Annotated in this window: 25 protein-coding genes, 1 tRNA gene and 1 other RNA gene; 19 read left to right on the top strand and 8 right to left on the bottom strand. The window is 69.4% G+C overall.

What is annotated here, in order from left to right; translation table 11 throughout:
- Positions 1-44: 44 nt before the first annotated feature.
- From ilvD to BJP60_RS05940, 3 genes are all read right to left on the bottom strand, one after another.
- On the bottom strand, positions 45-1,760 hold the full coding sequence (ilvD, locus tag BJP60_RS05950) for a dihydroxy-acid dehydratase (RefSeq protein WP_203138224.1): 1,716 nt from the start codon (positions 1,758-1,760) through the stop codon (positions 45-47).
- 77 nt (positions 1,761-1,837) lie between these two features.
- The gene (gene otsB, locus BJP60_RS05945) at positions 1,838-2,626 is read right to left on the bottom strand and encodes a trehalose-phosphatase (RefSeq protein WP_203138222.1); all 789 of its coding nucleotides are present in this window, start codon (positions 2,624-2,626) and stop codon (positions 1,838-1,840) included.
- 18 nt (positions 2,627-2,644) lie between these two features.
- Positions 2,645-4,075, bottom strand: a complete 1,431-nt coding sequence (locus BJP60_RS05940) for an alpha,alpha-trehalose-phosphate synthase (UDP-forming) (protein WP_203138216.1) — start codon at positions 4,073-4,075, stop codon at positions 2,645-2,647.
- Between the two features lie 167 nt (positions 4,076-4,242).
- On the opposite strand from BJP60_RS05940, the gene BJP60_RS05935 reads away from it, so the two are divergent.
- Positions 4,243-4,551, top strand: coding sequence for a hypothetical protein (locus BJP60_RS05935; protein WP_238439591.1), 309 nt, complete (start codon positions 4,243-4,245; stop codon positions 4,549-4,551).
- Positions 4,552-4,804: 253 nt separating this feature from the next.
- Positions 4,805-5,428 carry a GntR family transcriptional regulator gene (locus BJP60_RS05930; RefSeq protein WP_203138215.1) on the top strand — a complete coding sequence of 208 codons (624 nt, stop codon included), beginning with the start codon at positions 4,805-4,807 and terminating at the stop codon, positions 5,426-5,428.
- 147 nt (positions 5,429-5,575) lie between these two features.
- Here BJP60_RS05930 and BJP60_RS05925 read toward each other — a convergent pair.
- Positions 5,576-5,651 (bottom strand) — tRNA-Lys (locus tag BJP60_RS05925).
- A gap of 177 nt (positions 5,652-5,828) precedes the next feature.
- On the opposite strand from BJP60_RS05925, the gene BJP60_RS05920 reads away from it, so the two are divergent.
- From BJP60_RS05920 to BJP60_RS05850, 15 genes are all read left to right on the top strand, one after another.
- Entirely contained in the window at positions 5,829-7,514 is a 1,686-nt protein-coding gene (locus BJP60_RS05920) for a GspE/PulE family protein (RefSeq protein ID WP_238439590.1), read from the top strand.
- Between the two features lie 127 nt (positions 7,515-7,641).
- Complete coding sequence (locus BJP60_RS05915; protein WP_269467744.1) at positions 7,642-8,832, top strand: type IV pilus twitching motility protein PilT; 1,191 nt, start codon at positions 7,642-7,644, stop codon at positions 8,830-8,832.
- On the top strand, positions 8,829-10,064 hold the full coding sequence (locus BJP60_RS05910) for a type II secretion system F family protein (protein ID WP_203138214.1): 1,236 nt from the start codon (positions 8,829-8,831) through the stop codon (positions 10,062-10,064). Before BJP60_RS05915 ends, BJP60_RS05910 begins: the two co-directional genes overlap by 4 nt.
- Positions 10,065-10,144: 80 nt before the next feature.
- A complete protein-coding gene (locus BJP60_RS05905) occupies positions 10,145-10,642 on the top strand; it encodes a type IV pilin protein (protein ID WP_238439589.1) in 498 nt (165 codons plus the stop codon).
- Positions 10,643-10,722: 80 nt separating this feature from the next.
- Entirely contained in the window at positions 10,723-11,166 is a 444-nt protein-coding gene (locus BJP60_RS05900; RefSeq protein WP_442923411.1) for a type IV pilus modification PilV family protein, read from the top strand.
- A gap of 7 nt (positions 11,167-11,173) precedes the next feature.
- Positions 11,174-11,716 carry a prepilin-type N-terminal cleavage/methylation domain-containing protein gene (locus tag BJP60_RS05895; RefSeq protein ID WP_203138212.1) on the top strand — a complete coding sequence of 181 codons (543 nt, stop codon included), beginning with the start codon at positions 11,174-11,176 and terminating at the stop codon, positions 11,714-11,716.
- On the top strand, positions 11,704-13,335 hold the full coding sequence (locus BJP60_RS05890) for a hypothetical protein (RefSeq protein ID WP_203138211.1): 1,632 nt from the start codon (positions 11,704-11,706) through the stop codon (positions 13,333-13,335). The genes BJP60_RS05895 and BJP60_RS05890 overlap by 13 nt, the downstream gene beginning before the upstream one ends.
- The gene (locus BJP60_RS05885) at positions 13,332-14,159 is read left to right on the top strand and encodes a prepilin peptidase (protein ID WP_203138210.1); all 828 of its coding nucleotides are present in this window, start codon (positions 13,332-13,334) and stop codon (positions 14,157-14,159) included. Before BJP60_RS05890 ends, BJP60_RS05885 begins: the two co-directional genes overlap by 4 nt.
- A 12-nt stretch (positions 14,160-14,171) precedes the next feature.
- Positions 14,172-15,176, top strand: a complete 1,005-nt coding sequence (gene pilM, locus BJP60_RS05880; protein WP_203138209.1) for a type IV pilus biogenesis protein PilM — start codon at positions 14,172-14,174, stop codon at positions 15,174-15,176.
- Positions 15,173-16,240, top strand: coding sequence for a hypothetical protein (locus BJP60_RS05875; RefSeq protein WP_203138206.1), 1,068 nt, complete (start codon positions 15,173-15,175; stop codon positions 16,238-16,240). The genes pilM and BJP60_RS05875 overlap by 4 nt, the downstream gene beginning before the upstream one ends.
- Positions 16,237-16,929: a hypothetical protein gene (locus BJP60_RS05870; RefSeq protein WP_203138205.1), complete on the top strand. Its 693-nt coding sequence runs from the start codon at positions 16,237-16,239 to the stop codon at positions 16,927-16,929. Before BJP60_RS05875 ends, BJP60_RS05870 begins: the two co-directional genes overlap by 4 nt.
- A gap of 136 nt (positions 16,930-17,065) precedes the next feature.
- Positions 17,066-17,893, top strand: coding sequence for an inositol monophosphatase family protein (locus BJP60_RS05865; protein WP_238439588.1), 828 nt, complete (start codon positions 17,066-17,068; stop codon positions 17,891-17,893).
- Complete coding sequence (locus BJP60_RS05860; protein ID WP_203138203.1) at positions 17,890-18,417, top strand: hypothetical protein; 528 nt, start codon at positions 17,890-17,892, stop codon at positions 18,415-18,417. Before BJP60_RS05865 ends, BJP60_RS05860 begins: the two co-directional genes overlap by 4 nt.
- Before the next feature lie 99 nt (positions 18,418-18,516).
- Complete coding sequence (locus BJP60_RS05855) at positions 18,517-18,711, top strand: hypothetical protein (protein WP_203138202.1); 195 nt, start codon at positions 18,517-18,519, stop codon at positions 18,709-18,711.
- A complete protein-coding gene (locus tag BJP60_RS05850) occupies positions 18,708-18,848 on the top strand; it encodes a hypothetical protein (protein WP_203138201.1) in 141 nt (46 codons plus the stop codon). The genes BJP60_RS05855 and BJP60_RS05850 overlap by 4 nt, the downstream gene beginning before the upstream one ends.
- Here BJP60_RS05850 and BJP60_RS05845 read toward each other — a convergent pair.
- From BJP60_RS05845 to BJP60_RS05835, 3 genes are read right to left on the bottom strand one after another with little or no spacing between them, the layout of a single operon-like run.
- Positions 18,835-19,398, bottom strand: coding sequence for a DUF3618 domain-containing protein (locus BJP60_RS05845; RefSeq protein ID WP_203138200.1), 564 nt, complete (start codon positions 19,396-19,398; stop codon positions 18,835-18,837). The genes BJP60_RS05850 and BJP60_RS05845 overlap by 14 nt on opposite strands.
- Positions 19,395-19,811 (bottom strand): phage holin family protein, encoded by a 417-nt coding sequence (locus tag BJP60_RS05840; protein WP_203138198.1) that lies wholly within the window; start codon positions 19,809-19,811, stop codon positions 19,395-19,397. The genes BJP60_RS05845 and BJP60_RS05840 overlap by 4 nt, the downstream gene beginning before the upstream one ends.
- The gene (locus tag BJP60_RS05835; RefSeq protein WP_203138197.1) at positions 19,801-20,745 is read right to left on the bottom strand and encodes a hypothetical protein; all 945 of its coding nucleotides are present in this window, start codon (positions 20,743-20,745) and stop codon (positions 19,801-19,803) included. The genes BJP60_RS05840 and BJP60_RS05835 overlap by 11 nt, the downstream gene beginning before the upstream one ends.
- Positions 20,746-20,946: 201 nt before the next feature.
- Between BJP60_RS05835 and BJP60_RS05830 the strand changes: the two genes are divergently transcribed.
- Both BJP60_RS05830 and BJP60_RS05825 read left to right on the top strand, forming a co-directional pair.
- Entirely contained in the window at positions 20,947-22,020 is a 1,074-nt protein-coding gene (locus tag BJP60_RS05830; RefSeq protein ID WP_203138196.1) for a YihY/virulence factor BrkB family protein, read from the top strand.
- Positions 22,021-22,125: 105 nt separating this feature from the next.
- Entirely contained in the window at positions 22,126-24,603 is a 2,478-nt protein-coding gene (locus BJP60_RS05825; RefSeq protein ID WP_203138194.1) for a prealbumin-like fold domain-containing protein, read from the top strand.
- Between the two features lie 232 nt (positions 24,604-24,835).
- Here BJP60_RS05825 and ssrA read toward each other — a convergent pair.
- Positions 24,836-25,204, bottom strand: a transfer-messenger RNA (tmRNA) gene (gene ssrA / locus BJP60_RS05820).
- Between the last annotated feature and the right edge of the window lie 20 nt (positions 25,205-25,224).

Below are 25,224 nucleotides of genomic sequence, written 5' to 3'. Positions count from 1 at the left end.
TGCTTCCTTGAGGTGGGGTCGAGAATCCGCGTGGAGACGCGGGGTCAGCCGGTCGTCGCGCCCTCCGCAGCGGAGCGCACGAGTCGCGAGTACTTCGCCAGGACGCCTCGGGTGTAGCGCGGGGGCAGGGGCTCCCAGCCGGAACGGCGGGATTCGAGCTCGGCGTCGTCGACGAGTAGGTCGAGAGAGCGAGCCGCGATATCGACCCTGATCAGATCACCATCGCGCACCAGGGCGATCGGACCAGCGTCCACTGCCTCGGGTGCAACATGGCCGATGCACAGTCCGGTTGTGCCGCCTGAGAATCGACCGTCCGTCAAGAGTAGTACATCCTTGCCGAGCCCGGCGCCCTTGATGGCCGCCGTGATGGCGAGCATCTCGCGCATGCCGGGGCCGCCCTTGGGGCCCTCGTAGCGGATCACGACCACGTCGCCGGCCTTCACGCTGCCCTCGGCGAGGGCGTCCATCGCAGCGCGCTCGCGCTCGAACACGCGGGCGGGGCCCTCGAAGACGTCCGCGTCGAAGCCGGCCGACTTCACGACGGCGCCCTCGGGCGCCAGCGAGCCGTGCAGGATCGTGATGCCGCCCGAGGCGTGGATCGGGTCATCGAACGTGTGAATGACCTTGCCGTCGACCGGGTCCGGGTCGAGCTCGGCCAGGTTCTCGGCCAGCGTCTTGCCCGTGACGGTGAGCGCGTCGCCGTGCAGCAGCCCCTCGTCGAGCATCGCCTTCATGATCACGGGGATGCCGCCGTGACGGTCGACGTCGTTCATGACGTACTTGCCGAACGGCTTCATGTCGGCCACGTGCGGCGTCTTGTCGCCGATGCGGTTGAAGTCGTGCAGCGTGAGGTCGATCTCGGCCTCGCGCGCGATCGCGAGCAGGTGCAGGACGACGTTGGTCGAGCCGCCGAGTGCCATCGCCAGCGCGATCGCGTTCTCGAAGGCCTCCTTGGTCAGGATGTCCCGGGTGGTGATCCCCTGTCGCAGCAGGTTCACGACGGCCTCGCCCGAGCGGTGGGCGAAGTAGTCGCGGCGGCGGTCGGCGGAGGGCGGCGCGGCCGAGCCGGGAAGGCTGAGGCCGAGGGCCTCGGCGACCGACGCCATGGTGTTGGCGGTGTACATGCCGCCGCACGCGCCCTCGCCCGGCGCGATGGCGCACTCGATGCGCTTGAGGTCCTCCTCGCTCATGAGGCCCGCGCGGCACGCGCCGACGGCCTCGAACGAGTCGATGATCGTGACCTCCTTCTCGGTGCCGTCTGAGAGCTTGACCCAGCCCGGGGCGATCGAGCCCGCGTAGAGGAACACGCTGGAGAGGTCCAGGCGGGCGCTCGCCATGAGCATGCCGGGGATGGACTTGTCGCAGCCCGCGAGCAGCACGCTGCCGTCCAGGCGCTCGGCCATCATGACCGTCTCGACGCTGTCGGCGATGACCTCGCGCGACACGAGCGAGAAGTGCATGCCCTCGTGGCCCATCGAGATGCCGTCCGAGACGGAGATGGTGCCGAACTGCAGCGGGTAGCCACCGCCCGAGTGCACGCCCTCCTTGGCGCCCTGCGCCAGGCGGTCAAGGCTCAGGTTGCAGGGGGTGATCTCGTTCCAGCTGGAGGCGATGCCGATCTGCGGCTTGTCCCAGTCGGCGTCTCCCATGCCGACCGCCCGGAGCATGCCTCGCGACGTGGTCGCCTCGATGCCGTCCGTGACGACGCGGCTGCGGGGCTTGATGTCGGGCGTTGCGGACGGTGAAGCGTGGTCGACCATGTTCGGAAGTCTATGCCGGTGCGCGGGGCGTCCCCGTCCGCCGAAGCAGAGCGCTCCGCCGGTCGCGGAAGACCGATTCAGGATGCTCGTGCGTCGGCCAGAGCGGTGAGCAACTCTGCGAGTTCGAGCGGGTCGGCCACGCGCACGCGGGCCGCCGTCTCGCCGTCGCCCACGCGGATGCCGAGGTCGCCCTCGCCGAGCGTGCGCAGGGCGTCCTCGTCGGTCACGTCGTCGCCCGCGAACAGCACGGCGGTGGCGCCCGTCTCCGCACGCAGGCGTGCGACCGCGGTGTCCTTGCCCTCGTGCCGCCAGGCGTACTCGATGATGTTCTTGCCCGTGCGCCGGCGCCACCCGGGTGCGCGCTCCGCCACGAGCGCGTCCGCGACCGCTTGCGCGCGCGCGGCGTCCGCCTCGGCGGACAGGCGCGTGTGCAGTGCGAAGCCGTACGCCTTGACCTCGATCCAGGCGCCGGGGATCCCGTCGATCGCCCGCTCGGCGTCGGCCACGAGCGCATCGGCGCCGGATGCCCGTTCGGCGTCGTCGCCCACTGTGACGTCCTCGGTCGCGAGCCGGACACCCGAGGGCCGCCAGTGCTCGGCGCCGTGCGAGCCGGCCAGCCAGACGGCCGAGTCGTCCGTATGCTCCCCGATCACGCGCAGGTCGGCGAGCTGCCTGCCCGACACGAACGCGACGACCGTGTCGGGCAGCGTGACGAGGCGCTGGACCGCGGCCGTCGTCTCGGGCAGCGCCCTGACCGCCATCGGGTCATCCCCCAGCGGCGCCATCACGCCGTCGAAGTCGAGCGCGACGAGAAGCCGCTCCGTCCGCGCGATGTCCTGTACCTCTGTGGTCCATGCGGGGCTCATGCGGGTTCTCCGTTCGCGTCAGCGGCGCTCGTTGCGCGCCGTGCGGATCTTGTGGATGTCGCTCAGGAAGTCGTGGGACCAATCCTCGACGTCATGATCGAGCACGCGGCGGCGCAGCGCGCGCATCCGGCGCGACTGCTCACCGGGCGACATCTCCACGGCGCGCATGATCAGGTCCTTCATGCCGTCGATGTCGTGCGGATTCAGGAGCAGAGCGCTCGTCAGCTCGTCCGCCGCTCCGGCGAACTCGCTCAGCAGCAGCACGCCCGAGTTGTCCGTGCGAGAGGCGACGTACTCCTTCGCGACGAGGTTCATGCCGTCGCGCAGAGCCGTGACGAGCATGACGTCCGCGGCGAGGAACAGCGCGACCATCTCCTCACGCGGGAACCCCTGGTGCAGGTAGCGGATCGCCGTGTGGTGCATCGTGTCGTAGTCGCCGTTGATGCGGCCGACCGTGAGCTCGATCTCGTCGCGCAGCTCGGCGTACGCGTCGACGCGCTGGCGGGAGGGACTCGCGACCTGCACGAGGGTGGCGTCGCCGACGCTGAGCCGGCCGTCCTGCAGCAGCTCGCCGAACGCCTTGAGGCGGTGGCGGATGCCCTTCGTGTAGTCGAGCCGATCGACGCCGAGCAGGATCGTCTTCGGGTTCCCGAGCTGCTCGCGGATCTCAGCCGCGCGAGCGCGCACCTTCGGGTCCGCGGCGAGGTCGATGTAGGACTGCGCGTCGATCGAGATCGGGTAGGCCTTCGCGATCGCGACCCGCGACTCCGCGCCGTCCTGCGGGGCCGCGACGACGATCTCGTTGGACCGCGTCGTGTGGTGCAGCACACGACGCACCGAACGCTGGAAGTTGCCCGCGTCCGCCTGGCGCTGAAAGCCGATCACGTCGGCGCCCAGCAGTCCCTCGAGCACCTGACGACGCCAGGGAAGCTGCGAGTACAGGCCGTATGCGGGGAACGGAATGTGGTGGAAGTAGCCGATCGTGACATCGGGCCGGAGCTCGCGCAGCATCTTCGGGACGAGCTGCAGCTGGTAGTCCTGCACCCATACGACGCCGCCCTGCTCGACCGCCCCGGCGGCAGCCTCGGCGAACCGCCGGTTGACCCGCACATACGACTCCCACCACGAGCGCCGGTACACCGGCGTGGCGATCACGTCGTGATAGAGCGGCCAGATCGTGCCGTTCGCGAAGCCCTCGTAGTACGACTCGATCTCGGCCGCGCTGAGCGAGACCGGTACGAGGCGGGAGCCGTCGAAGTCGAACGGCTCGAGGTCGAGGTCGGGCTGCCCGCCCCACCCGACCCACGCGCGATCCGGCTTGCGCATCACGGGCTCGAGGGCCGTGACCAGGCCGCCCGGTGAGCGCCGCCAACTCTCCTCGCCGTCCGGCGTGATCACCCTGTCGACAGGAAGACGATTGGCGACGACGACGAGATCTGCGCGGGACATGGTTGCTCCTCCTCGGGGCTCTTTTTCACGCTATCAGCGGGCGGTTTCCGCCGCGGACCGGGAGCCGGGGCTTGACGATGCATTCCGCGCCGGTTATGCCCGTGACACGGAGACGCCGCCCGCGCAAGCCCCTGCGGCCCGCCGCGCGGGCCACTACGTTGGTGCCCATGGGACTGCGCAAGTACGTGACCGGAACGGGACTCATCGGCACCCTCACGAGCGGGTACGCGCTGCTGCGCGGCGCCAACGCCCAGAAGTTCACCTGGCGCACCGCGCTCGGATGGCTCAGCTGGGGCGTGACGCTCGCCGTGACGATCGGGACGATCATGGACATCCGGAAGGCGAGCCGCGGGCTTCCGGTCTCCGAGGACTCCCCTATCCACGGCAAGGAGGAGAAGTACTTCTCCCTCAAGGACGCCAACAAGGAGCTCGACAAGCGCCGTCAGAACGCGCGCGACAAGCGCTCCCGCCGCTGAGCCGGCGCCCGGGTGGGCGCCAACCGGTCGAGTTGCTATGAATCCGCCGCTTCGACGCGGGTTCCCATAGACGCACGGGTCTTCGTCCTGCATATTTGTGGGATCGCATGCCGCGGATTTCGGGATCCCGAAAGTTCCGAACCGCCGGCCTGCAGCCGACGACACCGCGCGAGGCGCATCCTCGACGTGCGCTCCCCGACTCGCTGTGCGGTCGTCGCCGGCCTACCCGTTCATCCCAGGTTGGAGCAGTCGATTGATTGAAGCGCTCGAGATCAGCCCCCAGCGGCTCAGCGACATGGTCGCGGAGCGCATAGCCGCCGCCATCATGGACGGCACCCTCCCCGCGGGATCGCGCGTTCGGGATCAGGACCTCGCGACGCAGCTCGGCGTCTCCCGGATGCCGGTGCGCGAGGCGCTTCAGCGCCTGCAGCGCGTGGGCCTGATCGAGACCGCGGCGAGCCGGTACACGCGCGTCACGACGGTGACGCCCGGGATGGTGCGGTCGACGCTCGACTTCGTCGCCCACTACACCGTCTCGCTGCTGCGCATGGCGCTCGCCAAGATGTCCGAGGAGCAGCGGCAGGAGGCCGCGCTGCAGATCGACGAGATCATCGCGCGGATGATCCACTCGAATCAGGGCCTCACCGCCCAGCGCGAGGTGAACGAGCTGCTCGTCAGCTGCAGCGAGAACGAGTTCCTTGCGAACCTTTCGACGGACATCGGCATCGCGATCCAGCGGAACCTCGCCACGTCCGATGACGAGGCCTCCTCGGCCGCCATGCTCCCCTACCTCACGGCGCTGCGCGACGCCGTGCGCACGGGCGACGCCGCAGAGGGCGAGCGGGCCATCCGCGCGCACTGCGGCCTGCCGGACTGAGGCCCACCGCGTACGACCGGAGAGCCCCGGCGGATCGTCCTGCGATCCGCCGGGGCTCTGTTTCACGCTCGCACGCCCGCCGTCGCACCGGACGCGCAGAAGCCCCGGCTGATCATCCAGGGATCGATCTGCCGGGGCTTCGTTCGGTGGTGCGCCCCCAGGGACTTGAACCCTGAACCCACTGATTAAGAGTCAGTTGCTCTGCCGATTGAGCTAGAGGCGCATGCTCTGGAGAGGAATTCTCGCTCTCGTGAACCGAGGGACTACGTTACCAGCCACCTCGCTCGGGCGCCAATCGAGGCGGAACCGACGCCTCTCGGGCGTGTCAGCCGAACGCCGGATGCCGGAGATAGGATGAGCCGCCCCGGCATTCGACGCGATCCTGCCCCGAAGGAGTCCAGTGGCCGCACTGATCCACATCCTCGTGCGCCAGGGCGCCCTCGCGCGCGAGCGCGCACTCGAGCTCGCCGGCAGCGAGCGCGACGAGATGCTGCGGCTGCGCGAGCTGCTCGACTCCGGCGAACTGTCAGAGGTGGCGTACGCGCGCGCCAGAGCCGTGCAGTTCGGCGTGCCGTTCGTGCAGCTGGAGGACGAGAAGGGCGACCCCGAACTGCTGTCCCGTCTGTCGGTGTCGTTCGCCCACGCGAACGAGATCGCCCCGCTCGGGGTACGGAGCGGATCCGGGCCGTCGCAGGTGGTGCTCGCGATGGCCGATCCGGAGAACGTGGTCGCGCTCGACGACGTCCGCGTCGCGTACGGCATGCCCGTGACGATCGTCGTCGCGACCGCGAGCGACATCCACACTTACATCGACCGGTACCACCGCGCCGACGAGGAGCTCAGCGCCCTCTCGAACAGCCTCGAGACGAGCGAGGAGGGGGCTCCCGACGACGGCACATTCGTCGTCACCGGCGGCGGCACGGAGGACGACGCCCCGATCGTCCGGTTCGTGAACCTCGTGCTCGGGCAGGGCATCCGCGACCGCGCGAGCGACATCCACATCGAGCCCACCGCCGACCGCGTGCGTGTGCGGTACCGCATCGACGGCGTGCTGCACGAGATGCCGAGCGCGCCCAAGTCGATCCAGTCGGGCGTCATCTCGCGCCTGAAGATCATGAGCGACATCGACATCGCCGAGCGCCGCATCCCGCAGGACGGCCGCATCTCGGTGCAGCACGAGGGTCGCAAGATCGACCTCCGCGTGGCGACGCTGCCGACCGTATGGGGCGAGAAGATCGTCATGCGCATCCTCGACCAGTCGGGCACCGCGATCTCGCTCGAGAGCCTCAACCTGTCGCCCCGCAACCTCGAGACCTATCGCGCCGCGTACACGAAGCCGTACGGCATGATCCTCGTCACCGGGCCGACGGGATCCGGCAAGTCCACGACCCTGTACTCGACGGTCAGCGAGCTCGCCAAGCCCGAGGTGAACGTGATCACGATCGAGGACCCGGTCGAGTACCGGATGTCCGGCGTCAACCAGGTGCAGATCAACACGCAGGCGGGCCTGACGTTCGCGAACGCGCTGCGCGCGATCCTGCGGTCCGACCCTGACGTCATGCTCGTGGGCGAGATCCGCGACGCCGAGACGGCGAACATCGCGATCGAGTCGGCCCTCACGGGCCACCTCGTGCTCTCGACGCTGCACACGAACGACGCCCCCAGCGCCGTGACGCGTCTGATCGAGATGGGCGTGGAGCCGTTCCTGGTCGGCTCTGCCCTGGACGTCGTGGTCGCGCAGCGACTGATCCGCCGGCTCTGCGACCGCTGCAAGGAGCAGGATGCCGTCACGGACGACGAGCTGCATGCCAGCGGCTTCGTCAGGCCGGCCGGCGACGCGCGCCCGGTCTACCGTCCCGTGGGCTGCCAGCACTGCGCCGAGACGGGGTACCGCGGCCGCAGTGCGATCCACGAGGTGATGGCGGTGACCGAGGAGATCGAGCGCCTTGCCGTCGCGCGCGCATCGAGCAGCGAGATCGCGCACGTCGCCCGCGCCCAGGGCATGCACACACTGCGGGAGGACGGCTGGCTCAAGGCGCTGGACGGGATGACCTCGATCGAGGAGATCCTGCGCGTCGTGGCGTGAGCCGAGAAGGGTGGCCCCGCTACCCCATGCAGGTGGTGCGAGTCCGCCTCAGCTGGGCACGGCCGGTGCTCCCGCTGAGTCGCGGCCTCTGACGGACGGGCTCCCGGCCGGCCGCTACAGTGTGCGGGTGGACCTGAGCTCCCCCGCGTCCGAGCCCCCGATCGAACGCTACGCCTCTTCCTCGCCCTTCACCGTGGTGGACGCCCTGCACAGGGTGGTTGCCGACGGAGGATCCGACCTGCACATCACGGCCGGGGTGCCGCCGACGATGCGACTGCACGGATCCCTCAAGCCCATCGACGGCGCTCCCGTGTGGACGGCCGAGGACGTGCGGCGCGAGGTGACGTCGATCCTGACGGCCGAGCAGCTCGCGCAGTTCGACAGCTCCCACGAGCTGGACTTCGCGTATCCCCTGTCGCCCGGCGCCCGCTTCCGCGCGAACATCTACCAGCAGCGCGGCACGACGGGCGCGGTGTTCCGGTTCATCCCGACCAACATCAAGACGCTCGGCGAGCTCGGCATGCCTCGCGCGCTCTCGCGGTTCGCCGAGATGCCGCGCGGGCTCGTCCTCGTGACGGGGCCCACCGGGTCCGGAAAGTCGACGACGCTCGCGGCGATGATCGACCAGATCAACCGGACCCGCGCCGACCACATCATGACCATCGAGGATCCGATCGAGTTCCTGCATCCGCATCGGCGCTCGATCGTGAACCAGCGCGAGGTCGGCCACGACACGGCGTCGTTCCAGACCGCGCTGCGTCAGGTGCTGCGACAGGATCCGGACGTCATCCTGATCGGCGAGATGCGAGACCTCGAGACGATCTCCGTCGCCCTCACCGCCGCCGAGACGGGGCACCTCGTGTTCGGCACGCTGCACACGCAGAGCGCGCCGCAGACGATCGACCGCATCATCGACGTGTTCCCGCCGCACCAGCAGCAGCAGGTGCGCACGCAGCTCGCCGCGACGCTGCGGGGCGTGGTGTGCCAGACGCTCGTCCCCGATGCGCGGGGCACCGGCCGCGTGGCCGCGACCGAGGTGCTCGTCATGACGCCGGCCGTGGCGAACCTGATCCGCGAGGAGCAGATGCACCAGCTGCCCGGCGTGCTGCAGGCCGGTTCCGTCCACGGCATGCACACGCTCGACCAGAACCTCGCGGAGCTCGTCGACCAGGGCCGCATCACGTACGAGGCGGCCGAGGAGCGCGCGCAGGACAAGGACGGCTTCCGTCAGCTCGCGCGCCGGTCGACCTCGGGCGGCGCGCTCGGCGCCGAGCCCGACTACGGCGACCTGTACTCGCGACGCAGCAGGCGGCAATGAGCACGAGCACCGCGCAGGCGTTCGACTACGTCGGGCGCGACACGACGGGCAAGAGGCGCCGCGGAACCGTGGACGCACCCAGCAAGGCCGCGGCCATGGCGCGCGTCCGCGAGATGGGGATCACGGTGACGTCGGTCACCGAGTCCAGCATCCTCACGCGGGAGATCGACTTCTCGCTGTTCCAGAAGAAGATCTCCCTGCGCGAGGTCTCGATCGCCATCCGGCAGATCTCCACCATGATCGACGCCGGGCTCACGCTCGTGCGCGGGCTGTCGATCATCGTCGGTCAAATCGACAACGTGCGGCTGCGCGACGTGTTCACGACGGTGCTGCGCGACATCGAGCGCGGTCAGCCGCTGTCGGACGCCTTCGCCAAGCGACCGGATGTCTTCCCGCCCCTGCTCGTGCACCTCGTACGCGCGGGCGAGGCCGGCGGCTTCCTCGCCGACTCCCTGAACTCGGCCACCGACAGCTTCGACGCCGACCTGAAGATCCGCGACACCGTCAAGGCCGCGCTGACCTACCCCGTGATCGTCCTGTGCGTCGCCGTGCTCGCGGTGATCGCGATGCTGATCTTCATCGTGCCGGTGTTCCAGAAGATGTTCGCCGACTTGGGCGGAGACCTGCCGCTGCCGACGCAGATCCTGGTGACCCTCTCCGAGAACATGATCTGGCTCGGGCCGCTGCTCGTCGTGCTGGTTTTCGGTGGTGTGCTCTGGTTCCGCAGGTACGGCCATCAGCCGGCCGTGCGCGAGGCCATCGACCGGGCGCGCGGCAAGGTGCCCGTGCTCGGCCCGTTCTTCAAGCAGGTCGCGATCGCGCGGTTCACGCGCACGCTGTCCACCACGCTGAGCGCCGGTGTGCCCATCCTGCAGGCGCTCGCGATCGTGAAGCAGACCGCCGGCAGCGCCGTCGTGGAGGAGGCCGTCGGTCGCGTGGCCGACGGCGTGCGACGAGGGAAGTCGCTCGCCGCGCTTATCGTCGACGAACCCGTCTTCCCTCCACTGGTGAGCCAGATGGTCGCCGTCGGCGAGGACACCGGAGCGCTCGATTCGATGCTGAAAAGGGTCGCGGATTTCACTGACCGGGAGGTTCAGCAGACGGCGACGCGTCTTACCGCCATGATTGAACCGCTGATGGTGGTTCTCGTTGGAATCATCGTCGGTGGGATGATACTTTCCCTCTACCTGCCGATCTTCGGAGTATTCGACCAGATCCAGCAGACGGGTTGACGGCCGACTTACCGGTATACTGACCTGGAGAATTCCCCCCGGAGTTCTCCACCAGGTGAGGAAGTCGTCACTGCTGCTCTGTGAGATGCTCCGGGATCAGCTGGTGTCTCAACACGATCAAGACCGTCCTGAACAGGAGCTCCCCCTATGTCCGTCGCCACCCCCGGGCGACGAACCGCGTCATTGACGCGCTCGTTCGTCGTCGCACGGAACTGAAGAACAACAACGACCGCGGCTTCTCGCTCATCGAGCTTCTCGTCGTCGTCCTGATCATCGGCGTCCTCGCCGCGATCGCCATCCCGATCTACCTCGGCTCGGTCGACACCGCGCGCGCTGAGTCCGTGAAGGCGGCCGTTACCAACGCCAAGTCCGAGATGATGGCGAAGGTCTTCGAGAACGGCGGCGAGATCTCCTCGACGGAGATCGACGCCATTGAAACCGCGAACACGACCACAGACATCACGGTGACCATCACCGGTACCACGCCGGAGGACGCGGTTTTCAATGCCAAGTGGGGCGGCGGCAAGCCGGAAGCCACTTTGGGCGGTACCGCGAAGTCCGCAACGCTTGTTCCTTAAGCGATCGCTACGGGTTGAACGCTGGCGCTTCCTTGATGAAGCGCCGGCGTTCAAAACCATAGTTTCGCTGGCGAGCGTTCATGAGCACATCGCGATTAATTCATGACGACCGCGGATTCGGCATGGTCGAAGCGCTCGTTTCGATGCTTCTTCTCGCCATTGTCGCGGTGGCATTTCTGCCCCTCCTCATCACCGGATTGAAAGCCGCGACGGTGAATACCACCGTCACCACGGCGACGCAGGCGGTTAACGAGCAGCTCTCCCCTATTTCTGCACGTCAATTCACGTGCGCGGAAATTCAGAATTGGCTCGCCGCACCCTCGCCGAGCCTTCAGGACCCGCGTGGCGTAACCATTCATCTGCACCGCGCTGCGGGCGCTGCGAGCACGGACGCCGGCGGTGCGCTGATCTGCGCTGCCGGCGGCACCGTCACCCTCCAGGTGTCCGCGACGAGCGCCGCCGACCCGGCCGCGGCGGGCGCTTCCACCTTCGCCTCGGCCGGAGCGATCGTCCGCATCCGATAGGACCGTCATGTCCCAGGCGCACGCCTCCACGCCGCACGACGACAGCGGCTTCACGCTCGTGGAGCTGCTCGTGTACGTCGTGCTGCTCGGCGTGGTCCTCGCCGCCGGCTTCGGGCTGCTGTCCAACTCGTTCCGCAGCTCGAACAACGTCCTCGGCTCCGCCGAGGCCTCGCGCGACGGGCAGACAGTCGCACGCACCATAACGACCTCGGTGCGCAACGCCACGCACGTCACGGTCAAGGCGGACGGCACCGTCATGACCGCGCAGCGGACCGACGGAAAGTGCCTCGCGTGGAAGATCAGCGGCACCACGCTGTCGGCCCACTTCACCTACGGAAACGGCACCGCCTCCACACCGTTGCCCAGCTCCGGCTGGATCGCGCTCTCCGATGCCGCCCGGCAGAGGACGACGGCCGTCAAGGTCTTCACTGCTCGCAACGGCGGCGTCGACCTGCAGTTCACCGTCGAGACCGCCACTGCGCCCACTCTCATCGACACGTTCGTCGTTCCCCGCCTCCCCGGAACGGGGGCCAGTCGATGCCTCGTCTGAGCCTCCACCGCGATGATCACGGATCCGCCCTGGTGTCGGTCGTCGGCATCGTGCTGGTGACCATCGTGATCGCCATGACGATCTCCGCCACGACCATCTCGGCGCTGGATCGCACGGGCGAGACCCGCCAGACGGTCGCCGCCGACTTCGCCGCCGAGGCGGGCATCGCCGTCGCGCAGGCGGATCTCGAAGCCGGTCGCTGCGCCGCCCACGGCCCGACCTATCAGAGCGGCAGCGCAAACGGCGCTCCGTTCTTCCGCGCCGTCGTCCTCAAGCGCACCGCGACAGGTGAGCAGCTCGGCTGCCCCAGCGACAACCAGTCGGCGCGCATCGTGTCGACCGGTTATGCCGATGCCCCGGGCTACGCCGCCAAGAGCGGCGTCAAGCGCAGCCTCGAAGCTGTGTACAGCCGCTCGCCCGTGCCTCTGAACCCCAGCGGTCCCGCGGTGTTCGCTTACAGCTCGCAAGGAATGGGCGGCTCCGGCAAGCTCGTCGCCGAGAACGGTCTCGAGCCGAGCGTGCACGTGCGCGAAGGAAACGTCACCTGTGACGGCGGGAGCTCGGGCGAGGCCGACTGGGTGATCAGGAGCGGCACCTTCACCGCGCAGGGTTCCTGCGTCGTGGCGGGCAGCGTCTGGGCGTCCGGAGATGCCAGCACGACGGGCGGCGCCCAGATCGGCGGCGACCTCGTCGCACAGAACCTGAACCTCACGGGTGGCACGATCTCGGGCAGCACCTGGTCACGAGGCAAGACGACCATCGGCTGGGGCACCACCATCAGCACGAACATGACGGTCGGTACGGATCTCGTCTACGAGGGCGCCACCGTGGGCCGCACGACCACGCCGCACGACGGCAGTGTCTGGGTCAACGGCACCGCCAACCTCAAGTCGTACGACGTCAACATCAAGGGGCAGATCCGAGCTGGCGTCGCGGTGACCGGCGACGGCAAGCCGCAGGCAAAGCCGACGCCCATCGTCGGCACTCCGGTCGGAGCGCCCGCCGCCCCCGCGGCCCCTGTCGTCGCCGACTGGGTGGATCTGCCGTACGACCCCGAGATGTGGGCCGGCTTCACCCCCGTGACGCTGAGTGGCAACTGCACGTACAACTCTTTCACCGCCGCCATTGCGACGATCGCCGGCCGCCCGGGACTGATCGATGCACGGGCGTGCCTCAACATCGTGACGATCTCCGATCACCAGCAACTCACGATCGAGAACGACCTGGCCATCTTCGCGAAGAAGTTCGATCTTGCCGGCAGCGCCAGCTTCGCAAGCGCCGACGGCGACCAGTTGTGGCTCATCAATGAGGACGCGACGGCGGATCACGTTCCCACTTGCAACAATCAGCAGCTCAAGATCGGCGGCGGTTTCTACTTCACGAACGTGCCCGTCATGTTCTACTCACCGTGCCGCGTGGAGATCGCCTCGAGCCTCAACGTGCGCGGCCAGATCTTCGCGGGGGCCGTCACGGTGGCGGGCGGCGCGACGCTCACGTATACGCCCGCAGGCCTTCCAGGCTTCGATCTCGGCACCGGTCAGCCGAGCTCCCCCGCATCAGCCCGCGAGCTCACGGCCTACACAACGGCGCCAGACACCGCGGAGAGGTGGATCCCATGATCCCCCTCGTCGCCACGGGATCCGGCGCGCTCGGACTCGCGATCGGATCGTTCCTCAACGTCGTCGCGTGGCGCGTGCCGCGCGGGGAGTCGGTCGTCGCGCCCGCGAGCGCCTGCCCGAAGTGCGGGCACGCCATCCGACCGCACGACAACGTGCCCGTGCTGTCGTGGCTGCTGCTGCGCGGGAAGTGCCGCGACTGCGGCGCACGCATCTCGCCCCGGTACCCGATCGTCGAGGCGATCACCGGAGCACTGTTCGTGCTCGTCGCCGTGACGATGGGACCCGCCCTCGTCACCGCCCCGAGCGCATCCGCGGCGTGGGCGGCCAGCCTCGAGCTGGTCGCATTCCTCGCCCTCGCGGGGTTCGGCGTCGCCCTCGCGGCGATCGATCTGGACACGCACCGCCTACCGAACGCACTCGTCTACCCACTCCTGGTGACGGGCGCGCTCCTGCTCGGCCTGGCGGCGCTCATCGAAGGCGACGGCGCAGCGGCGCTGCGCGCGGGGGCCGGGGCGATCGCGCTCTGCGCGGTCTACCTCGCGATCGTCTTCGTGAAGCCGGGCGGCATGGGCTTGGGGGACGTCAAGTTGGCCCTGCCGCTCGGCCTCTTCCTCGGCTGGACCGGCTGGGGAGCCCTCGCCGTCGGCTTCATCGCCGCGTTCGCTCTCGGCGCCGTCATCGGGCTCGTCCTGATCCTGACGCGTCGGATCGAGCGGCGCGGCGGTATCCCCTTCGGACCGTGGATGATCGCCGGCGCATGGATCGGGATCCTGTGCGGCAACGGGCTTGCGAGCGCCTACCTGGCGCTTTTCGGGCTGGGCTGAGGAAGGACGCTCATGGCCAGGATGATCGGACTCGACTTCGACAGCGACTCCGTGCGCGCCGCCGAGGTGTCGGGCATCGGCACGCCCGAACCGCGCATCGAGCGCTACGGCGAAGTGCGTCTGCCGGCGGGCGCCATCAGCAACGGCGAGGTGATGGAGCCGAACACCGTCGCCGACGCGCTGCAGCGCCTGTGGCAGGCGGCGAAGTTCTCGACGCGCGCGGTCGCGCTCGGCATCGGCTCGCATCGCGTGATCGCGCGTCCGCTGATCGTCGAGGACGGGCGTCGCGAACAGGTGCGTGCCTCCCTGCCGATGTACGCCGAGGAGCTGCTGCCGTTCCCCACGGACGAGGCCCTCATGGACTTCTACCCCATCGAAAGACCGGCGGACCAGCCGGGTCGCGTGCGCGGGCTGCTCGTGGCGGCGGCACGCGACGCGGTCGACGACAACGTCCGCACGGTGCGGCGCGCGAAGCTGCGCCCCGAGTCCGTCGACCTCGTGCCGTTCGCGCTCGCCCGCACGCACTTGCGCGGCGGCATCGCGCAGGGAACCGTCGGCCTCGTCGAGATCGGCGCGTCCAGCACGAACGTGCTGATCGGGGTGCACGGCGTGCCGCAGTTCCTGCGCATCATCCCGAGCGGAGGCGACGAGGTCGTCCGCCAGCTCGCGGCCGTCCTCGCCACGGACGAGGAGACAGCGGCGCGCATGATGCGCAGCGAGCATCCCGATCGCGAGGCGCTGCTCGATGCGGCCGCTCCGCTCGTGAACGCGATCGCGAACACGCTCGACTACTACGCGAACACGCATGCGGACGGCGCATTGCAGCACATCCTGCTGACGGGCAGCGCGGCGGGCATTCCGACGCTGCACGACCAGCTGCAGGCGCGCATCCGCCGGATGGTGACGCTCGCGAACCCGCTGCACGGCCTCCGGATCGGCAAGAAGGTCGACCCGCGAGCGCTCACCGAGGGCGCGCCCGGCGTCGCGATCGGCCTCGCCCTGGGAGTAGCGTCATGACTCCCGACGACTCGGTCCCCATCGACACGGGAGACACGGAAGGGCAGCCGGTCGAGAACCGCCGGACGCGCCGCGCGCGTCCCGGCACCGGGCCGATCCCGGAGCACGGGGATCCCCCGCCCGGGCCCACCCCGCCGGCGTGGGACGCCGTGACGCAGCCCGCGCCGCTCGACGGGCCGGCCACGCTCGACGCGCTTCGCCCCGCGGCAGCGTACGCATCGGACGTGCTCACGCCCCCGCCGGCCGCTTCCGCGCCGCGCAAGCCTGCGAAGCCGGTAAAGCAGCCGAAAGAACGAAAGCAGCCGAAGGCCTTGAAGCCCGAGAAGGCGCCGCGCGGCGCCGAGCCGCCGAAGGACGAGAAGCCGGCTCCCATACCCAAGGCCCGGGCGGACCAGCTGCCGATCGGCGGCGTACCGAGGGTCGACCTGCTGCCGCCCGAGCTGAGATCGGCCCGCGAATGGCGGCAGGCTCGCAACAGGTCCCTGCTGCTGGTGCTGCTCGCAGCAGTGCTCGTGCTCGTGGGCGTCGGTGCTGCGACGGGCTGGGCCCAGGTGCACGCCCTGGCACGCGACATCGCCCAGCACCGCACGGACGATCTGCTCGCGCAGCAGTCCGAGTTCGTCGAGGTCAATCGGGTGCAGGGCGACATCCGCGCCGCCGAGCAGGCGCTCGAGGAGGCGAGCGCGAGCGACATCGCCTGGATCCCCTTCCTCAGTGAGCTCAGCGCGACGATCCCGCCTCAGTCGCGCCTGACGACGCTCACGATCGAGATGCCGAGCCCCGGCACTCCGCTCGCCGCCCCCACCGACGCCCTGCAGGGCGAACGCGTCGCGACCGTGCGCTTCACGGCGCTGTCCGCGCGCGTGCCGGACGTTGCGGCGTGGAGCCGCGCCATCGAGCAGATGGGCGGCGTGGTGTTCGTCGCGCCGCGCGCCACCACGAAGATCGAGGACGGCGAGGGCTACGAGGTCGAGATGACGTTCGACATCAGCGCCGAGCGCCTGCGCAACGCGCCGGCCGCGCTGGATGAAGACCTGCCCCAGACCGAGGAGGACGCGCCGTGAACCGCGTACGCCTGACCTACCTCGTGACGACGCTCGTGTGCATCGCGCTCATGCTCGTCGGCTTCTTCGCCGGCGTGAAGCCGCAGCTCGACGCCGCGGTCGCGGCGCGCGCGGAGCAGATGACGATCGACGCTCAGAACGCCACGCTCGAGCTGCGGCTCGCCGATCTCGCGCGCACGCGCGACGAGCTCGACGTGCACGAGGCGGAACTCGCCGACCTCCGCCGGGCCATCCCGGCCGAGGGCGCCTACGACGCCTATCTCGACGAGGTCTACGCGCTCGCCCGGGCCACCGGCGTCGCTATCGACCGGGTGACCTTCGGCGACGCGGTGCCGAACGGCGCTCCCGCGGATGCGCCCGCCGCCCCGACGGAGGACCCGGCGGAGGCGTCCGGATCCAGCGCGCCCGCGACGGACACCGCGACGCCCGCGCCCGCGGAGACGACCGCACGGGCGGACGCCGCGCCGCAGTCCGCACCGGCCTCGGGCGTGCTGCTCGCGATCCCCGTCCAGGTCGGGGTCACCGGCCCGGGCCCCGGCGTGCTCGACTTCACCGATCGCCTGCAGAACGGCGACCGGTACACGCTCGTCACGCGCGTTTCGCTGAACTCGGACGAAGACGCCGGCGATGTGCTCGGCGTCGAGGCGACAGCGCTGCTCGACGGCTTCGTCTGGGCGCTGCCGGAGTAGGCCGTCGCGCCGAGGACCGAGAGCCGTCCGGGCGGTTTCGACTCCCTCGCTGCGCTCGGTCGCTCAACCAGCAGAGGGGGCAGGCCGCCGCTGCGAGGCGTCCGAGGGTTGCGGAACGCGCCGGTATCCTGAGACCGTGACTCCCCCGGCGTCGGCAACTCCCCTTCCGCACGGCGATCTCGACGCCGATCTGCAGCTCGCGCTGCGGCTCGCCGACGCCGCCGACGGACAGACGCTGCCGCGGTTCGACGCCGCCGACCTCGACGTGTCGCGCAAGGCCGACCGCACCCACGTCACCGACGCCGATCTCGCCGCCGAGCGTGCAGTGCGCGCACTGCTCGCACAGCACCGGCCCGAGGACGGCATCTTCGGCGAGGAGTACGGCTCCGGCGCGCCCACCTCGCGGCGCTGGATCATCGATCCGATCGACGGCACCGCCAACTTCCTGCGCGGCGTGCCAGTGTGGGGAACGATGATCGGCCTCGAGATCGACGGCGAGATGCGCCTCGGCGTGGTCAGCTCTCCCGCGCTCGGCCGCCGCTGGTGGGGAGCCGAGGGTCTGGGCGCATGGACGCTCGCCGACGGCGGCGAGGCCCGCGCCATCCGGGTCTCGGACGTCGCGACGCTCGAGGACGCGAGCGTGAGCTTCCAGAGCATCGCGCAGTGGGATCGCGCGGGTCACCTCGATGCGCTCGTCGCCCTGACGCGCGCCGTGTGGCGCGACCGCGCCTACGGCGACGTGTGGTCGTACATGCTCCTCGCCGAGGGACGTCTCGAGATGGTCGGCGAATTCGACGTCAAGGAGTACGACCTCGCCGCGGCCGCCGCCATCGTGACCGCCGCGGGCGGCCGGTTCTCGTCGTTCGAGGGCGAGCCGACGATCGCGGCCGGATCGGCGATCGCGACGAACGGCGTGCTGCACGACGCGATCCTCCAAGCGCTGCACGATTCGGACGTCTCATGATCCGCGCGCGCCGCGCGGCGTCCGCTCTGCTCGCCGCCGCGGCGATGCTGGCGCTCGCGTCGTGCGCGCCGGATGCACAGCCCGCCCCCGTCGAGAGCGTGCCAGCGGATCAGGGAGACGGCCAGGCCGATCCGAACGCCGAGCCGACCTGCGAGACGATCCTGCCGGAGTCGCTCGTCGCCGAGTTCGAGAACCTCGGCCTCGCGGCGATCGAGGAGCCCTTCAGCTTCGGCGACCCGCAGACCACGTCGCTTCCCGAGGGCCTGATGTGCACGTGGGGCAGCCCGGAGGTCGCCACCGATCACGGCGTGCAGCTGTACGGCTGGGCGCCCATGGACGCCGCCGGCACCGAGAAGTGGACGGCCTTCCTCGTCGACCAGGGGTGGACCCGCACCGAAGGCGACGGCTACGTCTACCTGAGCGACCCGTTCGAGGGCGTCGAGGGCGTGACGTACGCGTTCGGGGCCGACCACGTGATCCTGGCGGACACCAAAGACGGCGTCACGCTCGTCGACTGGCCCTGATCTCGGCGCTCCATACAGATTCGAATCCGCATCCATCAGGATGTATCGGATCGCGCGGTCCGCGCTCTCTCCATGCAGCGAGGGAGAAAGGAGCCGGGAATGAGCGACGCCGACGTCGACGGTGCACCATCCAACGATGAGTACACCTGGTTCGAATACGCCGTGCGTCGTCCCGGAGCGGTCGGCAACGCCCTCGGCCCGCTGTCGCGGCAGGAAGCCGCGCGGCTGGCATCGGAGATCGGAGGCACGGTCATCCGTCGCCGGATCACCCACAGTGCGTGGGCGATCGCGTGACCCAGGTAGCGCGGGATCAGCTGGGGAGCATCACGCGCGTCCAGGGTCAGGCCCGCGCGCACGCGAGGGCGGCGGGAACCCCCACCGCCGCCCTCGTCGTGTGGCACGTGCCGTGCGCGGAGATCAGCTTCCGCTGACGTTGTCGCGCGCCTCCTGCGTGCGGTCCTTCACCGTGCCCGCGGCATCCTGTGCGTCCGAGCGAACGTTCTGCGCGGCGTCCGTCGCGGTGTCCTTGACGGCGTTCGCGGCGTCCTGCACCGGCTCCTTGAGGTCCTGGCCGACCTGCTGCGCGACGTTCTTCGCCTCGTCCATGAGCGGCTGCGCCTGCTCCTTGACGCCCTCGGCGAGGTCCTTCTCCTTCTCCGAGGCCGGGATGAGCGAGGACACGAGCAGCCCCGCGGCGAACGCCATCAGGCCCACCGCCAGCGGGTTACCCTCCGCCTTGGCCGCCACGCGGTGCCCGGCGTCCTTCACGGACGAGCCCGCGTCGTGCAGCGAGGAACCGGCGTCGTCGGCACTGCCCATGATGCGCTCCTTCACGGACCCGAAGGCCCCCTTGATCTTGTCGGTCTGACGGTGCGCGATCTTCGACGGGGTCACCTTGTCGACGAGCGCGTCCGTGTCGTAGCTGAGTTCCCGGCGAGTCCGCTCGATCTCCGCGCGGATCGCCTCGGGCGAATCGGTCATCGGTTCTCCTCATTTCTCTTGAGGGCGTCGGGGATCTGCCCGAGCGTCTCCGCCGTGCGCGGAGCTCCCTTCACTTCCTTGAACTTGTTGCGGCCGACGAGGAACAGGATGGCGGCGATCACGCCCCAGATCAGGGCGACGATCACGGCCGACCAGCCGAGGCCGACGAGCTGTCCGATCGCCCACCACAGGGCGACGGACAGGAAGAACACGGCCATGAGCGCGGCGTATCCGGCGCCGCCCATCATTCCCGCACCCGTGCCGGCCTTCTGCGCCGACTCCTTGAGCTCCGCCTTGGCCAGCGCGATCTCCTGGCGCATCAGCACAGAGAGATCCTGCGTGACCTCGCCGAGCAGGTCGCCGAGCGAGGACGAGGCCGCCTTCTGCTCGGACGGCGTGGGGTCATCGACCATCGCGCGCCTCCCCCGGTTCCGTGAAGTCGGGCTCGGCCGCGGGGTTCGCGGCGCGGGACTCGTCGTACATCGGCGTGGGCTCGGACTCCGCTCCGGTCGTCGGGTATGCCGACGGCGTGCCGGTGGGGTCGGCCGGGTAGAGGGCCGGGTCCTGGTAGCCCTCGGTGGGGTACTCGGACGTCTCGAGGCCGGTCGCGCCGGTCGCGGTCACGCCCGCGGCACCCGCGCCGTACGCGGCTCCCGCGCCCGTCTGGTCGACGCTCGTGGCCATGCCCGTGGGGCTCGGCGTGCCCGATCCGAACGCGCCGCGCGCGCCCTCGCCGCCGGGGGTGGACGACACGGCGCCGGTTCCGGAGTCGTGCTCGTCCTTGGCGTTCTCGGTGAGCGCGCGCGTCAGGCGGCCGGCCGCGAGGCCCGCGACGAGCGCACCGGCGATGAAGACGCCCGGCTTGCGGCGCGCGAACGACTTCACCTCGTTCAGGAGGGAACCGGGGTCGCGCTGCGACAGCCACGAGGACGCGTCGCTCAGGCGCGTGGACGCCTGCTCGACGAACTCCGTGGCCATGCCGCGGTTCTCGGACCCGCGAGCCATCGACTGCAGCTCCTCGCCGATCGAGCGGAGCCCGTCGGCGACGCGCTGCTGCTGGGTGGCCGCCTGGTCGCTCAGCTGCTGCTTGGTCTGGGCGTACACCTGCTTCGCCTGCGACTTGGCCTCGTGCGCCACGTTGGACGCCTCCTGCTTCGCCGTCTGCGCGACGTGCCCGGCTTCGGCCTTGGCCGTGTCCTTGACCTCGCCGGCCTCCTGCTTGGCTGTGTCGGTCTTGCCCGAGGACGATGCGGCACCGCCCTGCGCCGATCCGTATCCCGTTGTGTCCGACGGCGATCCGTATCCCGTCGTTCCAGACGGGGGCACCTCACCATAGTTCTGCGACATCGGTCTTCCTCTCGGTAGCCGCTCGTGGTCTTGGAGCCACCATGTAACTGCGCAGGTGGGGGATGATGCTCGGGGGTTGACCCGTTGGGTTTCACGTGCCATAACGCATGGCGCGCGGACGACCGCTGCTGGGGTTGCCACGGATGCGCACGCCGCGTCAAGTGGGAGGCGTGCGTGGGCGGGGCCGGTTTTCATGGAGGAATGAGCCCCGCGACAGATCACTCCGTCCGCGATGAGAAGAACGCCCCCGACCCCGAGCACCCGTCGAAGCCGGACTCGCTCGGGGAGATCGAGAAGCGGTCGTGGATCTACGTCCTGAAGAAGACGATCCGCGAGTTCACCGACGACGGCTGTCAGGACCTCGCCGCCGGCCTGACGTACTACTCCGTGCTGTCCCTGTTCCCCGGCCTGATCGCCGTGTTCTCCCTCCTGGGCATCTTCGGGCAGGGTCAGCAGGGCGCGGATGCCGTGGTCGGCATCGTCGAGCAGGTCGCGCCCGATGCCGCACGGACCCTGAGCGGCCCGATCGAGCAGCTCGCCAGCGCCCCGGGAGCGGGCTTCGCCCTCATCAGCGGTATCGTCCTCGCGATCTGGACCGCGTCCGGATACGTGGGCGCCTTCGGCCGCGCGATGAACAAGATCTGGGAGATCGACGAGGGACGGCCCTTCTGGAAGCTCAAGCCGGCCCAGCTCCTCGTGACGCTACTCGCCATCGTGCTCGTCGTGATCGCGCTGGTTCTGCTGATCGTCTCGGGGCCCGTCGCCGAGGCCATCGGCCAGGCGATCGGGATCGGCGAGACCGGCCTGCTGATCTGGCAGATCGCCAAGTGGCCCGTGCTGGCCTTCATCGTGGTGTTCTTCGTGGCGGTGCTGTACTACTTCACGCCGAACGCGAAGCAGCCGAAGTTCCGCTGGGTCAGCACGGGCGCGGTCATCGCGATCGTCGTGCTCGCGATCGCCGGGGCGGGCTTCGGGATCTACGTCGCGAACTTCTCGAACTACAACCGCACGTACGGCTCGCTCGCCGGCGTCATCATCTTCCTGCTGTTCACCTGGATCACGAACCTCGCGCTGCTGTTCGGTGCGGAGTTCGACGCCGAGCTCGAGCGCGGCCGCCAGCTGCAGGGCGGTCTGCCCGCCGAGGAGCGCATCCAGCTCCCGCCGCGCGACACCAAGCAGATCGACAAGAAGGCCGAGCGCGAGGAGAAGGAGATCGCGGAGGCCCGCGAGATCCGGCAGAACGCGGCGTCGGAGGACGACGACCGCGGACGCTGAGCCCCGGAAGCACGAGACCCCGGATCCGATGCGGATCCGGGGGTCCCGTCATGAGTGCGCATGCGGCACTAGACCGCCGAACGATCAGCCGTTACGGTGTGGGCCATGCGATGGCGGCATCGTTCGATTCGCACCTGGGCCGCGGTCGGCGCAGGAGTGCTGACCGCGGGGATCTTGACTGCTGCGACGGTCGGCGCCACGCCGCCCGCGCACGCCGAGCCGGTCTCGCCGCTGTCGGTGACGTATGTCGCCCGCGTGTGCGACTCGTACTCGGACATCATGGCGAACAAGGCAAGGAACAACATCCAGGAATCGTTGTTCAACCTCGGGCGCGACTCTACGTACGCGCCGACGGACATCGTCGATCCGACGGATGAGGCCGAGGGATCCCCAGGGTGCCGACCGTTCCCGGGATGGCGGTTCTCGACCGGCTCCGGAATTGCGGGTAAGTCTCCGGCGACGTCCAACCTGTCAACGGTGACCGGCGTGTTCCGAAGCAACATCGTCACGGAATCGTCGACCACATTGCTTGACGGGCAGGGACAGCCTGTCACCGGCACCGACGGCCAGGAGCGGTCGATCGAGGGGGCGGTCACCGTGCAACTGACCGGCGCGGAGGCGGCGTGGGTCCGAAACGGCCGGCAATTGTGGGTGCAGGGCGGGACGCCGACGGACCCCTTGAACGGGTCCGCCGACATCGGGTTCGGTGCGCTGCGGTGCGCGCAGGACGCGTTGAACGGGGACAACGTCGACGCGGTCACCTACCCGCAGGGACGAACCCACGTCTTCTGCTACTACTACGCCGTCACGCCGCCGCCCCCGCCCGGGACGATCACGGTGGTGAAACACGTCGAAGGCGCCGCGCAGGGAGGGACCTTCGACTTCCAGGGCAACATCTCATACAACCCCGGCGGGACATTCTCGATATCCGCGGAGCCTGGGCAGGACCGCTCGGAGCGATTTGTGCGCGGTGCGACGTTGGGGAGCACGACGCAACCGCCGTGGTCCTTCTCGGAGTCCGCCGAGGCTGGATGGGCCCCGCCGCAACCTGCCGTATGTACATCGCGTACGGGGCAAAGCGTGATCACGACGTCCGGTGCGACAACGAGCGTGGACCTCGCCGGCGGCGATGACGTCACATGCACCTACACGAACACCCCGGCTCCGCTCGGGGCCGGGCAGCTGGCGAAACAGACCATCGGCGGAGTGGGCAGCTTCCCCTTCGAGATCACCGGCCCCGGCACGACGCAGAACGCCACGGCTACCACCACCACCCCCGGCACCCCCGTCACCTTCGCTTCCAGCACCGGGGCGCCGTCCGGGCAGTACACCGCGACCGAGACCATGCCCACGGACATCAGCCGCACCGGCCCGGGCACCTGGAGGTTGACCTCAGCTGTCTGCAACGACGCCGCAGTGCCGGTGGTGAACACACCAGCAACCGCGCCCACCACCGCCACCGCCACCTACACGGCTTCTCCGGGCAGTGACGTGTCGTGCTTGTTCACCAACACCTTCACTCCGTCCGGATCGATCGACATCGTCAAGACCTCTGAGGGAGGAACGGGACGATTCGAGTACACGGTCCTCTCCCCGAACCAGAATCTCACCTCCGTGGGCAGCCCGGCCGCCGTCACGACCGTCCCCGGACAGCCGACGACCGCGTCCCCGTCCATCACCGGCCTCTCTGCAGCTCCCGGCTCGCGATACCTCATCCGCGAAAGCTTGCCGGCACCGGATGCCGGTGGTTTCTGGGTCCTCGCCTCGGCCGACTGCGGGCCGAACTCACTGCAGGTCGACCTGGCGCGAGCGGGCGTCCTCGTGGCCCTCACTCCGTCGAACCCGCACGCGACCTGCCGGTTCGTGAATCGGTACCAGCCGTACGGCACCCTGTCCGTGGTGAAGAACACCACACCTGACGAGACGCTTCGACCGAACGCTGCGCAGGTCGACGTCGCCTGCACCGACGGTGTCGGCGGCCCCTTCACCGTGCCGGCCGGACAGCCCGCCGCGGACAGCGGCATCGCCGTGTTCGACCGGAACCTGGACTGCACGGTCACGGAGCCGAGTTCGGGCGCGGCCGACGATGTGACAGTCACGACGACAGCGGAACTCATCGTCGACGGCGGTCCACCACGCCCATACACGCTCGGAGACCCGTTCACTGCGGAACTCGGCAGCGACACGCAGCTCGTCATCACCAACACAATGCGCGCTCCGACGCCGACCCCCACCCCGACGCCGACCCCCACGCCGACGCCGACACCGACACCGACACCGACACCGACATCGACACCGACACCGACACCCCCGCCGACCGCGCCTACGCCCGCGCCGTCACCCACGCTTGCACCGAACGAGCCTGACGGCCAATCCCCGGCCGACGACCCGGCTGACGGCCTCACTCCCGGCTCAGGCTCGGGTCGCGATGGCGATGCAGGCGACGGTGATCTGGCGTCCACCGGCACCGACGGCACGGCCGGTCCGCTGGCCGCCGCCCTTGCCCTTCTGCTCACAGGATGCGCGCTCTGGACCCTGTCCCGGCGGTCTCGCCATCAGGAGGGCGGCACCCGCCGACGCTAGCGACCGCAGCCCGGTTTCGTCCTCGACGGCGACTTCGTCGACGTGTTCGAGCGGAGATCAACCGGCGCGCCGCAGGCCCGCGCAACTCGGCGGCAGTGCAGCGACTGCCTGATCGCGACCGGAGTCAAACCGGAGTCACGGCCGCTTCCTGAGAGCCGTCCCCAGAAAAGACGAAGCCCCCCGATCCGTTGTCTCGCAAGGGATCGGGGGGCTTTCGCAAGTGCGACAACGTCCGTGGAGCTGGGGGAATCGAACCCCCGTCCAGCGCTGAGTCTCTGGGGCTTCTCCGGGCGCAGTCTGTGGAAGCGTTCTGCTCGGCCCCGACCTTTGTCACAGACACCTAAGTCGACGGGCCCAGTCGAGAAAGAGTCCCGCGTGACGTCCCGACACCGTCACGCAGCAAGATCCCTAGATGACGCCAGGATCCGTGTCGGGATCAACCACGGTCTGACGGACTATCGGGCTCGCTTAGGCAGCGAGGGCGAAGTCAGTGCGCTTGGATTCGGCACTTATTGGTTTGCAGGGAGCGTTAACGAGATAACCCCGCATCCTCGGCCCGCTTCTCGCAGATTCGCAAGCACTGTCGAAACCGATCAGCCCCGTGAATCCTTCTCGTGAAGG

Origin of the sequence: Microbacterium sp. JZ31 (assembly GCF_016805985.1) — a bacterium.
GTDB lineage: Bacteria > Actinomycetota > Actinomycetes > Actinomycetales > Microbacteriaceae > Microbacterium.
This window is presented reverse-complemented; position numbering and strand designations above follow the sequence as displayed.

Coding starts and splice junctions, on each gene's coding strand:
- BJP60_RS05910 (WP_203138214.1), top strand. CDS start 8,829: ATGAGCACGAGCACCGCGCAGGCGTTCGACTACGTCGGGCGCGACACG.
- BJP60_RS05860 (WP_203138203.1), top strand. CDS start 17,890: ATGATCCGCGCGCGCCGCGCGGCGTCCGCTCTGCTCGCCGCCGCGGCG.
- BJP60_RS05855 (WP_203138202.1), top strand. CDS start 18,517: ATGAGCGACGCCGACGTCGACGGTGCACCATCCAACGATGAGTACACC.
- pilM (WP_203138209.1), top strand. CDS start 14,172: ATGGCCAGGATGATCGGACTCGACTTCGACAGCGACTCCGTGCGCGCC.
- BJP60_RS05835 (WP_203138197.1), bottom strand. CDS start 20,745: ATGTCGCAGAACTATGGTGAGGTGCCCCCGTCTGGAACGACGGGATAC.
- BJP60_RS05895 (WP_203138212.1), top strand. CDS start 11,174: ATGTCCCAGGCGCACGCCTCCACGCCGCACGACGACAGCGGCTTCACG.
- BJP60_RS05940 (WP_203138216.1), bottom strand. CDS start 4,075: ATGTCCCGCGCAGATCTCGTCGTCGTCGCCAATCGTCTTCCTGTCGAC.
- ilvD (WP_203138224.1), bottom strand. CDS start 1,760: ATGGTCGACCACGCTTCACCGTCCGCAACGCCCGACATCAAGCCCCGC.
- BJP60_RS05885 (WP_203138210.1), top strand. CDS start 13,332: ATGATCCCCCTCGTCGCCACGGGATCCGGCGCGCTCGGACTCGCGATC.
- BJP60_RS05875 (WP_203138206.1), top strand. CDS start 15,173: ATGACTCCCGACGACTCGGTCCCCATCGACACGGGAGACACGGAAGGG.
- BJP60_RS05840 (WP_203138198.1), bottom strand. CDS start 19,811: ATGGTCGATGACCCCACGCCGTCCGAGCAGAAGGCGGCCTCGTCCTCG.
- BJP60_RS05830 (WP_203138196.1), top strand. CDS start 20,947: ATGAGCCCCGCGACAGATCACTCCGTCCGCGATGAGAAGAACGCCCCC.
- BJP60_RS05890 (WP_203138211.1), top strand. CDS start 11,704: ATGCCTCGTCTGAGCCTCCACCGCGATGATCACGGATCCGCCCTGGTG.
- otsB (WP_203138222.1), bottom strand. CDS start 2,626: ATGAGCCCCGCATGGACCACAGAGGTACAGGACATCGCGCGGACGGAG.
- BJP60_RS05900 (WP_442923411.1), top strand. CDS start 10,723: ATGAGCACATCGCGATTAATTCATGACGACCGCGGATTCGGCATGGTC.
- BJP60_RS05825 (WP_203138194.1), top strand. CDS start 22,126: ATGCGATGGCGGCATCGTTCGATTCGCACCTGGGCCGCGGTCGGCGCA.
- BJP60_RS05845 (WP_203138200.1), bottom strand. CDS start 19,398: ATGACCGATTCGCCCGAGGCGATCCGCGCGGAGATCGAGCGGACTCGC.
- BJP60_RS05935 (WP_238439591.1), top strand. CDS start 4,243: ATGGGACTGCGCAAGTACGTGACCGGAACGGGACTCATCGGCACCCTC.